Annotated in this window: 14 protein-coding genes; 10 read left to right on the top strand and 4 right to left on the bottom strand. The window is 30.4% G+C overall.

The window, feature by feature from the left end; all coding sequences use genetic code 11:
- Positions 1-310: 310 nt before the first annotated feature.
- Both MHZ36_RS00710 and MHZ36_RS00705 read right to left on the bottom strand, forming a co-directional pair.
- Entirely contained in the window at positions 311-580 is a 270-nt protein-coding gene (locus MHZ36_RS00710; RefSeq protein WP_239228967.1) for a hypothetical protein, read from the bottom strand.
- A gap of 65 nt (positions 581-645) precedes the next feature.
- Complete coding sequence (locus MHZ36_RS00705) at positions 646-1,119, bottom strand: DUF805 domain-containing protein (RefSeq protein WP_239228966.1); 474 nt, start codon at positions 1,117-1,119, stop codon at positions 646-648.
- Positions 1,120-1,315: 196 nt separating this feature from the next.
- On the opposite strand from MHZ36_RS00705, the gene lepB reads away from it, so the two are divergent.
- From lepB to MHZ36_RS00665, 8 genes are all read left to right on the top strand, one after another.
- Positions 1,316-1,900, top strand: coding sequence for a signal peptidase I (lepB, locus tag MHZ36_RS00700; protein WP_239228965.1), 585 nt, complete (start codon positions 1,316-1,318; stop codon positions 1,898-1,900).
- Between the two features lie 242 nt (positions 1,901-2,142).
- Positions 2,143-3,651 carry a flotillin family protein gene (locus MHZ36_RS00695; protein WP_239228964.1) on the top strand — a complete coding sequence of 503 codons (1,509 nt, stop codon included), beginning with the start codon at positions 2,143-2,145 and terminating at the stop codon, positions 3,649-3,651.
- A gap of 222 nt (positions 3,652-3,873) precedes the next feature.
- Entirely contained in the window at positions 3,874-5,067 is a 1,194-nt protein-coding gene (locus MHZ36_RS00690) for a GTP-binding protein (protein WP_239228963.1), read from the top strand.
- Between the two features lie 295 nt (positions 5,068-5,362).
- Positions 5,363-5,644: a hypothetical protein gene (locus MHZ36_RS00685; RefSeq protein ID WP_239228962.1), complete on the top strand. Its 282-nt coding sequence runs from the start codon at positions 5,363-5,365 to the stop codon at positions 5,642-5,644.
- Between the two features lie 26 nt (positions 5,645-5,670).
- Positions 5,671-7,005: a hypothetical protein gene (locus MHZ36_RS00680; protein ID WP_239228960.1), complete on the top strand. Its 1,335-nt coding sequence runs from the start codon at positions 5,671-5,673 to the stop codon at positions 7,003-7,005.
- Positions 6,998-7,612 (top strand): ATP-binding cassette domain-containing protein, encoded by a 615-nt coding sequence (locus tag MHZ36_RS00675; RefSeq protein ID WP_239228958.1) that lies wholly within the window; start codon positions 6,998-7,000, stop codon positions 7,610-7,612. The genes MHZ36_RS00680 and MHZ36_RS00675 overlap by 8 nt, the downstream gene beginning before the upstream one ends.
- On the top strand, positions 7,609-8,118 hold the full coding sequence (locus MHZ36_RS00670) for a hypothetical protein (protein ID WP_239228956.1): 510 nt from the start codon (positions 7,609-7,611) through the stop codon (positions 8,116-8,118). Before MHZ36_RS00675 ends, MHZ36_RS00670 begins: the two co-directional genes overlap by 4 nt.
- Positions 8,115-8,627: a hypothetical protein gene (locus tag MHZ36_RS00665; RefSeq protein WP_239228955.1), complete on the top strand. Its 513-nt coding sequence runs from the start codon at positions 8,115-8,117 to the stop codon at positions 8,625-8,627. The genes MHZ36_RS00670 and MHZ36_RS00665 overlap by 4 nt, the downstream gene beginning before the upstream one ends.
- A 110-nt stretch (positions 8,628-8,737) precedes the next feature.
- Here MHZ36_RS00665 and MHZ36_RS00660 read toward each other — a convergent pair whose 3' ends face one another.
- Both MHZ36_RS00660 and MHZ36_RS00655 read right to left on the bottom strand, forming a co-directional pair.
- Positions 8,738-9,412, bottom strand: a complete 675-nt coding sequence (locus tag MHZ36_RS00660; protein WP_239228954.1) for an MFS transporter — start codon at positions 9,410-9,412, stop codon at positions 8,738-8,740.
- Between the two features lie 139 nt (positions 9,413-9,551).
- Positions 9,552-9,905 (bottom strand): zinc ribbon domain-containing protein YjdM, encoded by a 354-nt coding sequence (locus tag MHZ36_RS00655; protein WP_239228953.1) that lies wholly within the window; start codon positions 9,903-9,905, stop codon positions 9,552-9,554.
- A gap of 281 nt (positions 9,906-10,186) precedes the next feature.
- Between MHZ36_RS00655 and MHZ36_RS00650 the strand changes: the two genes are divergently transcribed.
- Together MHZ36_RS00650 and MHZ36_RS00645 are read left to right on the top strand one after the other, a co-directional pair.
- Positions 10,187-11,482, top strand: a complete 1,296-nt coding sequence (locus MHZ36_RS00650) for an oligosaccharide MFS transporter (protein WP_239228952.1) — start codon at positions 10,187-10,189, stop codon at positions 11,480-11,482.
- Positions 11,483-11,510: 28 nt separating this feature from the next.
- Entirely contained in the window at positions 11,511-12,935 is a 1,425-nt protein-coding gene (locus MHZ36_RS00645) for a glycoside hydrolase family 32 protein (protein WP_239228951.1), read from the top strand.
- The last annotated feature ends 301 nt before the right edge of the window (positions 12,936-13,236 follow it).

Below are 13,236 nucleotides of genomic sequence, written 5' to 3'. Positions count from 1 at the left end.
TAAATAAATAGCATTAATCAGGGCAAACAGAGTCCACAATACCAATTTATCCATGATTTCATCCACATTAAAGTATAGTATCAACCCTACTATCATAATATTGAGAAAAGCCAAGGCTTGAAAATTGAAAATAAAGCTACGTATCTGTTTATCTCTAAACTTTCCACATGTATACAATATGCTGTTCAATATCAACAATACACTGTATATACATATAATTGTGAATTGGTTATCCGCATAGTTCCCAAAGCCCATCGCATCACTAACAATGAGATTTATCATCGACACAATAAAAAAGAGTATTACTAAACTAATTCTGATCTTTCGCTCCCACTTTAATATCTTTGGAGCTTCCATACATTAACCCGCCTTTAAATTTGATTACTGGGTCTTTCGTTTGAACATTGACTACAAATTTCTGAATTAAATATCTTATTACAACAGACAAAAGTACAAATATAATAAATCCGCCTATCTGTTGAACTATCTTAATATCAAATACCGTCATAATACAGAGTAATCCCCATATGCCAACACACCAAACAGCAAATATGATATTACCTAGATATGTTCTATTCATTTTCTTTTACCTTCATTCAAAATAATTTCATTTCCGATATAAATTACCGATTAAGCGACTAGTAGCTATGCATATTTTGGATTTTTACCATATTGGTTTGGCTCTTTTTGTCCACTTGTCGCACAAAGTGCAATTGAAATAATACATAATACTAGAAAGACTATCCCCACAATCACCCCTATTATCATAGACACAAACTCTGGTATTGGGATGCTGCTCACTCCTTTATATACAGGGCCAAATTCTAAAATACTAAAAACTATCGTTAGTCCATAAAGTACCGTTGCAAATTTCATTGTCATACCGATATCGTGATTACGTCTTACCGTCACAGTAAACATCGCTATAGTCGAAGCAATATTAAAAATAGTTGCCACTGATATAGCAAACCAATTTGGTAATGCCAAGACATTATTTATCAACGAGCCTACTATAGATACGATGATATTCATAAGCACCGGATACCAAAATTCTTTCCGTCTTGCTCTGCCATTAAGTTTAAACATATTAAGCCAAAACAACTTGTAATAATGAAACATAATTCTAATCCTTTCCTCACATAATAATGTTTCTTTCAACTATTTATGATATAACAGGAATATACACAATACAATAAAATATAATAATTATATTTATTGAAAAATTATAAATGTTTATATATAGACTCCACACATTTTTAATAGTAGACTTTTCTTATAAATACAAGTAAAAAATGATGAAAACAGGGTGGAATAGTTGATGAAAAATATTATTGAATGGATTGTTTCTATTGCAATAGGTGTGGCGGTTGCTTGGATTGTAACTGCATTTTTATTAACGGGCTACACCGTAAGCGGAAGCTCAATGGCACCTACTTTCGAAGATGGTGATAAACTTGTCGTCAATAAACTATCAACACGTATGAACACAATTGATAGAGGCGATGTCATTATTTTCCATGCCACGAAAAAAGACGATTATATCAAACGCTTAATCGGTAAACCAGGAGACACGGTTGAAAGTAAAAAAGATAAACTTTACATTAACGGTAAACTCGTAAAAGAACCATATTTAACGTTAAATAAGAAAAACAAAATTGAGAAATATCTCACTGAAAACTTTGATGTATCAGATACAAAACACTCCGGCGGCAAAGAGAAAATACCTAAAGGAAAATACTTAGTCCTTGGAGACAATAGATTTGTGAGTAATGATAGCCGGAAAGATTTAGGCTTAATTTCAAAAGATTCTGTTGTAGGTAAAGTATGGTTCAGATGGTTACCGATGAGTGAAATGAAATTTAATTTTTATCCAAAATCATTCGACAAAGTGAATGACTAATACTTTCTATACGCGATACTATAGAACTTAAAGCATCCCCCCATTATTTATGGAGGGATTTTTTTCATACCACCATTAGCCATTACTATTAATTTTATGCTTGATATATTTATACTAATAAATTTCAAAATATTATTTTTAACATACAAACTCTTTAATAAACTATATACTTTATAATATTTTTATAATAAAATTGTATATATAAATATTTTTAATTAATAAAGAATTAGGAGCTTATACATATGAATTTATTAGTATTAATTGGTATCGCAGTCATCATAGGTCTTGTATTACTAGGCGCCATCGTCTGGTACCTTTATATGAAGGCAAGATTTAAAACTGTACCATCAAATGAAGCATTGATTATCACAGGCCCAAACATTGGTGATCCAAAGACAGAATCAAATGTCTATCAAGATGATGAAGGTCGACATTTAAGAGTTGTTCGTGGTGGTGGCTATAGAATGAAAATGTTCCAATCATCAACACGTATTTCATTAAAATCATTTCAGCTCGAAATTAAAACACCACTTGTTTGGACCAAAGCAGGTGTTGGTATCGAAGCTGAAGCTGTAGCAACTGTAAAAGTAGCAGATCAATTAGAAGGTATCGTAAAATATGCTGAGCAATTTTTAGGTAAATCAAAAAATGAGGTCTCTGACGAAATTTCACAAGTATTGAATACGAACCTTAGAGCAATTTTATCTAAAATGACTGTTGAAGAAATCAATTCTGATAGAGAAGCCTTTAACAATAAAGTAACAGAAGTTGCACAATCACAATTGAACAACATGGGATTCAGCATCACTTCATTAGGCTTATCTGATATTAGTGATAATGAAGGCTACCTAGAAAACTTAGGTAAGCCTGAAATTGCAAAAATTAAGAAAAAAGCCGATATCGCCGAAAGTGATGCATCACGTGAAACTGAAATGAAATTAGCTGAAAATACTGAACTGACCGAAAAAGAAAAAATTTCTCGTCAGATGAATGTCGCTGACTCACGTAGAGAAAAGGACTTAAAAGAACAAGCAATCTTGAGCGAGACAAACAAAGCTCAGGCTCAAGCTGAAGCTTCTGGTCAATTAGAAAGAGAATCTAGAGCTTTAGAAATTAAAGAAAAGCAATTGAATGTAGAACGTACGGAAAAAGAAAACGAGTTACATTTAATTCAAATGGAACGCGAAAATGATGTACGTATTCAACGTCAAAAAGATGATGTCCGTCGTCAACAATCAGAAACTGACGCAACAATTCGTATTAAACAAGCTGAAGCTGACTATGAAGCACGTATTAAAGAAGGTAAAGCTGAAGCTGAAGTCATTAGAGAACAAGAAAAAGCAAAAGCCGATGGTTTAAGAGAACGTGCAAATGCACTTGCAGAAAATAAAGATGTTATATTAGCAGAATTAATGATTAAAACTATGCCTGAATTTGCTAGAGCCATTGCAGAACCGCTATCTAATGTTGAAAATATTCGTATCTTAGACGGTGGAAATGGCGAAGGTGTCAACTCACTATCAAACGGCATTATTGCTCAAATGGCTAATGCTGAAGAAGGACTAAATCAGATGACTGGTTTTAATTTAACGCAAATGCTAGAAAATGTCTCAAATCAAAAGAAAACCTATGCATTTGAACAGCAGGAAACAAATAAAGCTTCTGAAGATGATGCTACTTTGCCACGCGAAGACACTGGCTCTACAGTTGAAAATGAACATACTGCTGACACAAACAGTGCCGAAAACTAGCTTTTCAATCACTGTACTTCATTTTTATAATATAAACTGATTTTCCAGTGATAATATTAATATTGAATCCCCCTTACTCGCTATATAGTAAAGGGGATTTTTTATGTCTACTTCTTTCTTCACTGATAAGGATGCCATTTCAAACTATTGTTATTTTAGAATAATTATAATATAATCTATTAAATCGTAATCGTTACGATTTAATAGATGAGGAGGATTTTTATGAATGAAATACCAGTAACAGTGCTAAGTGGTTATTTAGGTGCTGGTAAGACTACCGTTCTAAATAATATTTTAAACAACCGCCAAGGCCTCAAAATTGCAGTTATAGTTAATGATATGAGTGAAGTTAATATAGATAAGGACTTAATTGCTGATGGTGGCGGCATTTCCAGAACAGATGAAAAATTGGTCGAACTATCAAATGGTTGCATCTGCTGCACTTTGCGCGAAGATTTACTACAAGAAGTTGAGAAATTATGTAAGCATGGTGACATTGAGCAAATTGTTATTGAATCTACAGGGATTTCAGAACCCGTTCCTGTTGCACAAACATTTTCATATATGGACGAAGAAATGGGCATTGATTTATCAAAATTATGTCGTTTAGATACAATGGTTACTGTTGTAGACGCAAATCGATTTATTAATGACATACAATCTCAAGATTTACTTAATGATAGAGATCAAGGTGTTAGTAATGAAGATGAGCGTACCATTGCTGATTTATTAATCGATCAAATTGAATTTTGTAATGTCCTTATTTTAAATAAAACAGATTTAGTTAGTTCAGAAAAATTAAACGAACTAGAACAAATATTACGTAAATTACAACCTGAAGCTAAATTTATTCGTACGACTCATGGCCAAGTTAATTTAACAGATGTATTAAATACTCAAAGATTTGATTATGAAACTGCAAGTGGTTCTGCAGGTTGGATTAGAGAGTTGACACAGGGCGGCCATGAAACACATACACCAGAAACTGAAGAATATGGTATTTCCTCATTCGTATACAGTAGGAGATTGCCATTTCATGCTGATAGATTTAATCATTGGATTGAAGCAATGGGCAAAAATATCGTTAGAGCTAAAGGCATTGTTTGGCTAGCACAATATAACAATGTCGCTTGTTTATTCTCACAAGCAGGTTCAGCAGTAGAACTTAATCCTGTTACATATTGGGTTGCGTCTATGGCACCATCCGCCCAACGCACTATTTTAAATGAACGAGAAGATGTAAAAGAAATGTGGGATTTAGAATACGGAGATCGTAATACTCAATTCGTTATAATAGGAACTAATTTAGACAGAAAACAAATTGAACATGAATTGGATCAATGCCTATTACAACAAGATGAAATTAATTTGAACTGGAGTACACTAAATGACCCATTTGGATGGGTACTACAGTGAAATAAACTAATTTCAAATAGTTAATAATCACTCAATATATACAACAAATAGAGTTTAATTACTTACACATAATAAATACAGCTCCTTATTCTATCACTTAGATTAAGGAGCTGTATTTATAGATAATTCCTAAAATGATTTGTAAAAAATAAGGACAAAATATCATATTATACTTTTTTAATTCGAAGTAAATAATTATTTATAAATTTAAATTCTTATTGACCAGTATATATTGTAATTATATACTTAACTTAGAAATAGCACTATTATCGATTACATTAAAGGAGGCATTTTTATGTTTTTAAGATTGAAGAATCAAAGAGAAGAAATAAAGATTGCTGTGTTTATTGTAATATCCTCGTTAGCCGTTTTGTTAATTGGACCTTTATTTAATGCTGCTGCAGCCATGGGGCTTAATGCAGCAACTGCAACATCATTGTATTATGCTTTGAATTTCATTGGTTGGGGTGCAACTGTAGCGAGTATTGTTGCCTCATTTGTTTTAGCTAGTATAGGTGCATATACAATATGGGCTGCTGTTAAAAGAATGGCTTTAAGATCATTTATAAAATGGTAACTCTAATTTAATGGGGGTGGGTTCATATGCTAAAGTATGTTGTAATGCAATATATCCGCCAAAAAGAAAGTAAATTGAGCGTATATTTACAAAGATATTTTATAGAACTTGAACCTTACGCTCTTCTTTTTGTTAAATCAAGCATTTGGATGAATATCATTTCTTTAATAGTAGCCGTATGTATGATATTGTTCGTCCCAATTAATGCACAAATGCTTCTAGATAAGTATTCAGTAGACATCAACGATTTAAATTTTCAAATATTTATACTTTCATTTTTAATCATATTAATTACAAAGTTAACTGCTGTGCTCATTTCTATAAATAAAAAAACTGTCATAAATAAGCGATCATTTTATTTAAATATGATATATAAAATTATTTTTGGTCAAGAATATTTAGCTTCCATCATTTTAATTTTATGTGCAATAAGTCGATTCTATAATGTGTGGACCACATTACTATTATTAATATTCATACTTATAATAGTTAGATGTTATCATCAAATATTTATAAATTCAGCTTATATATTTTTCACTGGACTTTGCTTATACAATGTTGCTATTTTCTTTAGTTTAAATATAGAATCACGTATTTGGTATGGTGGCGAAATGATCACCCTAATCGCAATTTGTTATCATCTGTTAGTTAATAAAGCGTTTAATACTAATAATAGAAAATCCCAACTTATAATATTCAATCATATATTCAAGGTTAAATATCCTGTGTTTTTAAATGTTCCAGTACTTTTATTAATCGGTCAATACCTTGCTATATCACTTCCTAAAGCTTTATCCATTTCCCTAACTCAGATACAATTTATCGGCTATATTTTACTACTATATTGTATTTCAATAATTACTATACAAATTCAAAATCCTATACTTATTAATATAGATTGGTACGCTAACTTTGTTAAATATACGCTTAAACCAATAACTACAGAAGTAGATTTATTAAAAATATTAGAACGCAATAATTTAATAATACTTATTTCAATGGCTTTTGTATTTTTTATAGAAAGCATATATCTATTTAATCACTGGCTATGGTGGTTATTTCCTTTATTATTCTTAATTTGGCATATAGACAGTGCATTTTCATTATATAGCTTTAAAATATTATCTATTTCCCAAAGAGAAAATTTAAGACAACACACAAAAAAACAATTACCTTATATTTTTTTAATAGGTATAAGCATCATGTTAATAACTACCAAAAATATTTCTTATCATCTGACAAATAAATTAACCATAGTTACCTTTATTTCATACATATTATTAGTCGTATTAGCCATTATATTTAAAAAAGAAGGAAAAACTAACTTTAAAAATAGAATTGAGGCGAATATCCATGACTGATATTAAAATCTCAAATTTAAATTTTCAATATGCAGATAAAGTTATCTTTCAAAACGCCAATTTTACCATTAGCAAAGAAACTATAAATAGAATTGATGGAGATAATGGTATCGGAAAAACAACTTTATTCCACATATTATCTGGAAATCTTCAAACTAATTTTGCTATTTCCCCAAATCAAGATTTCGAATTTATCACTACCGAATGCTTGCCATTTAATGAATTAACCGGTAAAGAATTAATATTACTATTTTTTAAATTAAACAATAAAAAAACTGATGAATTTGTCGACTATATTCAAATATTTCAAGCATTAAATATACAGCCACTGATTACAACAAGATATAAAAATATGTCCTTAGGCCAACAACAAAAATTAACTATCATTATTTCATTTATTAATGAAGATAAAATCGTTCTATTGGATGAACCTTTTAATGCATTAGATAAAGCATCTAAAGCATCGTTATCGAAAATTTTTATTAATTTATCAAAAAACTTCAAAAGAACAATTATTTATATCTCACATAATGATATTGAGGTCCCAATTGCTAAAAGATTTTACATATCAAATTTTAAAATTATTGAGATGGATAAATATTTATGATTAAACGTCATAATGTATTATTACTTTTTTTAGCATATAGCTTAATCATAATAGTACCGATAATAATTTCAATTGCTTTTTGCCTATCTATTGAATTACCAAAAAGTTCTCCTTTTATAGAAGAGAAAAATGTATTAAATATATTTATCCATAATATGTTAATAGGCTTATTATTAATTATCCTAACAGATATCACTGCTATTCTAATCATCGTTATCAATAGTTTTTATCTCGGAATTATTATAGGAAGTATCATGAAGTCTACTAACTTAGAACATTTATTATTTTCGACTATTCATATCCCTTTCGAGTTAATAGGTTGGGTATTAATTTTATATTTCTCTAGAAAATTTAGATTTATTTTATTTAAGTTTATTAAAAAGGAAAGAACAAAATTTAAGGAACTTGTTACTAAAATACTCGTTTATCTATTTCCACTTTATTGGATATCTGCAGTAATAGAATCGCTTGAAATTTATTTATCTTTGAAAGGATGGTGCTCATGATTAAACTAACAAAGTATCAAATTGTTTTAACTGTTGTATTTGTCATTATTTATACAGCTACTATTCAAATATCCGCTAAATCAATTTTAGAAAATAAAGTAGCACATATGCCATTAGATATACATATAAATTCCGTATTAGCATTATTTTGGTTAAATATTTTAACAGTCCTTTGTGGACTCATTCTCATTATTTTTCAGTCTTTAATTTATAAAATTATCGTTGGTGTATTAGGTACAAAGCAAAAGTTCTCTATTGGTTTAAATGTTTTTCTCTTTATAACTTCAATTTTACCAGGTGCGATAATTACTGCTGTATTAACACTACTAAACGATGGTGTTAGTGTTTCTCAAAATCCCATACTTATAATCTTCACAATACTATTATCTGCAGCATTATATAGTGTGATTTTATGGTGTTTTTCAATTATTGATAAATCTAAAATAAAATTAATATTTTTAATTATCACTATATTAAACACACTCGTTATTTTATTTAAATTACTGTAACTACTTAAACAACAATTTATTTTACGCAAAGTATAAGAACCCCAAAATCTAACACATTAGATTTGGGGTTCTCTGTCATCATTGATTATTTTTCTAAATTTACAGTGATGCTAATTTACAGTATCTTTTAATAAAAATGCTGGCAGAATCGTTATTAAAGCTAAAACACCTAACGTAACTAGTACAGCTGAAAGGTTATACAAATCCCCTATTTTACCAAGTAACGGTGTTACAATTCCTCCAACGCTAACCGATAACCCTAGACTAACTCCAGAAGCTAGACCCATACTTTTCTTTAAATATTGCTGCGCTAATATTACGATTGGACTGTAAGAAATAAAAATAAGTATCCCGATAGGTATTAATAATATATAAAAAAGTAGCATATTTTTTGCCACCACAAATATGAATATAAATATCGGAAGTAATATAAAGTCATATTTAATAACTTTGCTATAACCTAAGCTATCTCCGAGTTTCCCACCTAAAAGTGTACCCAAAGCACCAACAATAAATAATAATCCTAAAGCAAAACTGCCCGAAGTTTGACTTTGGTTAAGCTCTTTAATCCAATATAAAACCAAAAATGTGTTAAACCCATAAAATATAATAGATCTAGCAAATAAAGGTCCTAATAAGATAATGAAATAGCTCCAGTTATTCTTAATATTTTCAGAGATATTACTCTGCTGTAGATTATTTTGACTGATACCTAGTTGACTATTATTTACTACTTTTAAGCTAATGAATAGTAATAATGCAATGCAGAGCATTGGTATAATCAATAAATTAATTCCTTTAGTTTATATTTTTAAACTATAATGATTCTTGTACGTTATCTCTGTATATGTAGAAAATTAAAACCCCAAAAGTTAGATTTCATCTAACCTCTGGGATCCATTTTTGTTTCAATATAACAATAAGTTATTTATTCACTTTTTTAACTACAGAAGATTTCAATCCAACTTGGCCAATACCTGGCACTTTACAGTCAATATCATGACCATCCTCTGGATCAACTAGTCGAATACCTTTTACTTTAGTGCCTTGTTTGATTACAGACGAAACACCTTTCACTTTTAAATCTTTAACTACTGTAACATCATCGCCATCACTAAGTACTTGACCATTTACATCTTTAATTTCATTTACTTCAGCAGTAGTGTCATCTTCATCAGCTGACCATTCATGATTACACATTGGGCAAACCAATAAATTTCCATCCTCATATGTGTATTCTGAACCACATTCAGGACAATTCGGTAATGTTGATTCCATCATTCAACCTCCAAAATATATTTTCTAAACTAATTTACCACAAAATATCTATGGAAGGACGAATTATTTTCATATATTTTTTTATTCTTGCTTTATCATTTGCAAATCGTTGCAATGCCTTACACCCCATCATCTTATACACTTATCTATAGACAAAGTTCACAATTTAAACAACTGTAACTTCTGACACGATATGTCAACCGGTTGACATATACAAAAAAACACTTTAAACTCCTAAGAAAGCGTTTACAAATATAGGTAGTCGAAAGGGGTAATGTAATTTGAAGATTTCTAAATATGTTCAACCTTTTAAAAATGTGTCTTATATTCAAAGTTCATTAACGATGTTTTTATATTTTGCATCTTGGTCTATATGGTGGTCACTTTTTCAAATTTGGCTTGCTTCCAAGGATAGTGGTTTAGGTTTATCCGGCACTGAAATTGGGACAATTTATTCAGTCAACTCACTATTTACGATAGTCTTATTATTTGTCTATGGTTTAATTCAAGATAAATTAGTAATCAAAAGAACTTTAGTTATCTTTTGCGCATCAGCGTCTATTCTTGTCGGTCCATTTTTCACTTTAATTTATAAAAATTTAATTCAACAACATTTCATTTTAGGCGTAATCGTTGGTTCCGTTTTTTTATCAGCAGGATTTCTATCTGCATCTGGTGTCTATGAAACCATTTCAGAAAAGCTAAGCCGCTTCTTCAATTTTAAATATGGACAAGCTAGGGCTTGGGGTTCTGTTGGATTTGCAGTATCTGCTCTTATTGCTGGACATTTATTTGTCATTAACCCGGATTTTAATTTTTGGCTAGGTTCTGTACTAGGATTATTTTTGCTAATCAACTTATTGTTACTCAAACCTAAAAAAGAAAAAGAAATGATTAATAATTTACGCGATAATCCTAAAGATGACTCGATACCTACCGCTAAAGATATGATTGCTACTTTGAAGATGAAGCACCTCTGGGTTGTTATGCTCTTTATTATGTTTACAGGTACTTTTTATGGTATTTATGACGGGCAAATGTTCCCAGATTTCTATACAAAGTTATTCGATAATGAAAAAACTGGTCAAACTATGTATGGTAATCTCAATTCTCTACAGGTATTTTGTGAAGCAATCATGATGGGAATTGTACCAATCATTATGATGAAAATAGGTGTAAAACCGACATTAATGTTAGGCGTGACAGTTATGTTCACTAGAATTGGCTTAAGTGCTTCAACCGATAGTCCAATATTAATGTCGATGATAAAAATGATGCACGCTTTAGAAGTACCACTATTTATGTTACCGACCTTTAGATATATCACATTACATTTTGATCCAAAGTTATCTGCCACTTTATATTTAGTAGGTTTACAAATTTCAGGTCAAATTGGTTCAGTTTTACTCTCTACTCCACTAGGTATGTTAAGAGATACTATCGGTTATAACTACACCTTTATTATTATATCCATCATCGTTATGATAGCAGGCGTTTTTGGTTATCTATTATTAAAAAATGATAATGAGATGGTCGATGGAGATCCGTTTTTAAAAAATGCACAATTAACCAATTAAAAATTATTTAGAAAGTAGGTTTTATTTTATGAACAAAGTACAATTAACTTCAGAAAAATTCCGTTTAGGATATCATGTTATGGCACCATCTGGATGGATTAACGATCCTAATGGTTTCTGTTATTTTAAAGGCTACTATCATATTTTTTATCAGTATTATCCTTACAGTGAAAATGTAGGTAGTCCCATGCATTGGGGACATGCAAGAAGTAAGGATTTAGTTCACTGGGAGACATTGCCTATCGCATTAACACCAGGTGATCCTGAAGATAAAGACGGATGTTTTTCAGGCAGTGCTATTGTTAAAGGTGATACTTTATTTCTTATCTATACTGGTCATCATCTCAACGATAGTGATGAACCTGAAGATTTTTGGGAAAATCAAAATATGGCCTATAGTACAGATGGTATTCATTTTACAAAATATGAACATAATCCTATCATTGCAACGCCTCCTTCAGATAATACACAGCATTTTAGAGATCCTAAAGTTTGGCAATATGAAGATGCATATTACATGATTTTAGGCAGCCAAAGTAAAGATGGTCTTGGACGTGTTATTTTATATAAATCAAAGGATTTGAAACACTGGTCCTATTTAGGTGAAGGAGATAAATCACAAGACTTAACTAAAGAAGGCTTCATGTGGGAATGTCCTGATTTATTTCAATTAAACAATCAACATGTGTTGTTAATCTCACCTCAAGGTATTGCAGCAAATAATAAAAAATTTCTAAATTTATTTCAAACAGGATACTTTGTAGGTCAACTCGATTATACGCAACATCAATTTAACAGAGAAACATCCTTTGTAGAGTTAGATAACGGGCATGATTTCTATGCGGCTCAAACAACTACAACCCCAGATGGTCAAACTGTATTAATTGGCTGGATGAATATGTGGGAAAACGACATGGTTGAACAAGAAGATGGATGGTCAGGTGCACTGACATTACCAAGAGTTCTAGAAATTAAAGACAATCATTTATATATGAACCCTATCGACACTGTCAAAAGTTTAAGAGTAGATGATGGACAAACACGAAACTTGGAAAACGAACAAACCATATTATCCACTGGAGATAGAATGTTTGAAACAGAATTATTACTCGATATCAAAGACAAAGAAAATATAAAATTATCACTGTTAACACAAGACGATACACCACTAATCACATTAGATTATTCAGCAGCTAATCATCTATTTACATTATATCGAAAAGACTATGACGATTATCGCTATGCTCAAGTAACACCTTCAAACCAACTTAAATTACGGATATTCGTTGATAAAAGTTCCTTAGAAATATTTATCAATGACGGTGAACGGTGCTTTACTGAACGTTATTATTATCCAGACAACCCACAATTGGTTCTTGAAAATACAGATAATCAAACACTATTAGGAAGTGCAACAGTTTATAAACTTAAAGGAGATGCTATTCAATTTTAATATTAAAATAGATTATTTTTGAAAAATGATTATTTGAACTAACAACAAGCAATTAAATAACATAACTAGATCAAAGCCCCCTCACTATTTTTAATAGCGAGGGGGCTAGTCCATTAAATTATGTTAATTTAATTATAAATCCATTACTCCCTTAAAAGTAGACTATTAACAAATAAAAACGCTTAAGAGCATTTTCCTATGTTTAAAAATTATTTAATAGCTATTTTTATCGGGTTTATATTCCAACACCTTAACCGCTTCAAAATCAAATTTGTAACAGTAATTATAGTAATAAAAAAGT

It is taken from the genome of Staphylococcus sp. ACRSN (assembly GCF_022346615.1).
Lineage (GTDB): Bacteria > Bacillota > Bacilli > Staphylococcales > Staphylococcaceae > Staphylococcus.
This window is presented reverse-complemented; position numbering and strand designations above follow the sequence as displayed.

Bases quoted from the DNA above. Each gene is read 5' to 3' on its own strand.
- MHZ36_RS00710 (WP_239228967.1), bottom strand. From the start codon at position 580: ATGAATAGAACATATCTAGGTAATATCATATTTGCTGTTTGGTGTGTT.
- MHZ36_RS00705 (WP_239228966.1), bottom strand. From the start codon at position 1,119: ATGTTTCATTATTACAAGTTGTTTTGGCTTAATATGTTTAAACTTAAT.
- MHZ36_RS00695 (WP_239228964.1), top strand. From the start codon at position 2,143: ATGAATTTATTAGTATTAATTGGTATCGCAGTCATCATAGGTCTTGTA.
- MHZ36_RS00690 (WP_239228963.1), top strand. From the start codon at position 3,874: ATGAATGAAATACCAGTAACAGTGCTAAGTGGTTATTTAGGTGCTGGT.
- MHZ36_RS00685 (WP_239228962.1), top strand. From the start codon at position 5,363: ATGTTTTTAAGATTGAAGAATCAAAGAGAAGAAATAAAGATTGCTGTG.
- MHZ36_RS00680 (WP_239228960.1), top strand. From the start codon at position 5,671: ATGCTAAAGTATGTTGTAATGCAATATATCCGCCAAAAAGAAAGTAAA.
- MHZ36_RS00675 (WP_239228958.1), top strand. From the start codon at position 6,998: ATGACTGATATTAAAATCTCAAATTTAAATTTTCAATATGCAGATAAA.
- MHZ36_RS00670 (WP_239228956.1), top strand. From the start codon at position 7,609: ATGATTAAACGTCATAATGTATTATTACTTTTTTTAGCATATAGCTTA.
- MHZ36_RS00665 (WP_239228955.1), top strand. From the start codon at position 8,115: ATGATTAAACTAACAAAGTATCAAATTGTTTTAACTGTTGTATTTGTC.
- MHZ36_RS00655 (WP_239228953.1), bottom strand. From the start codon at position 9,905: ATGGAATCAACATTACCGAATTGTCCTGAATGTGGTTCAGAATACACA.
- MHZ36_RS00645 (WP_239228951.1), top strand. From the start codon at position 11,511: ATGAACAAAGTACAATTAACTTCAGAAAAATTCCGTTTAGGATATCAT.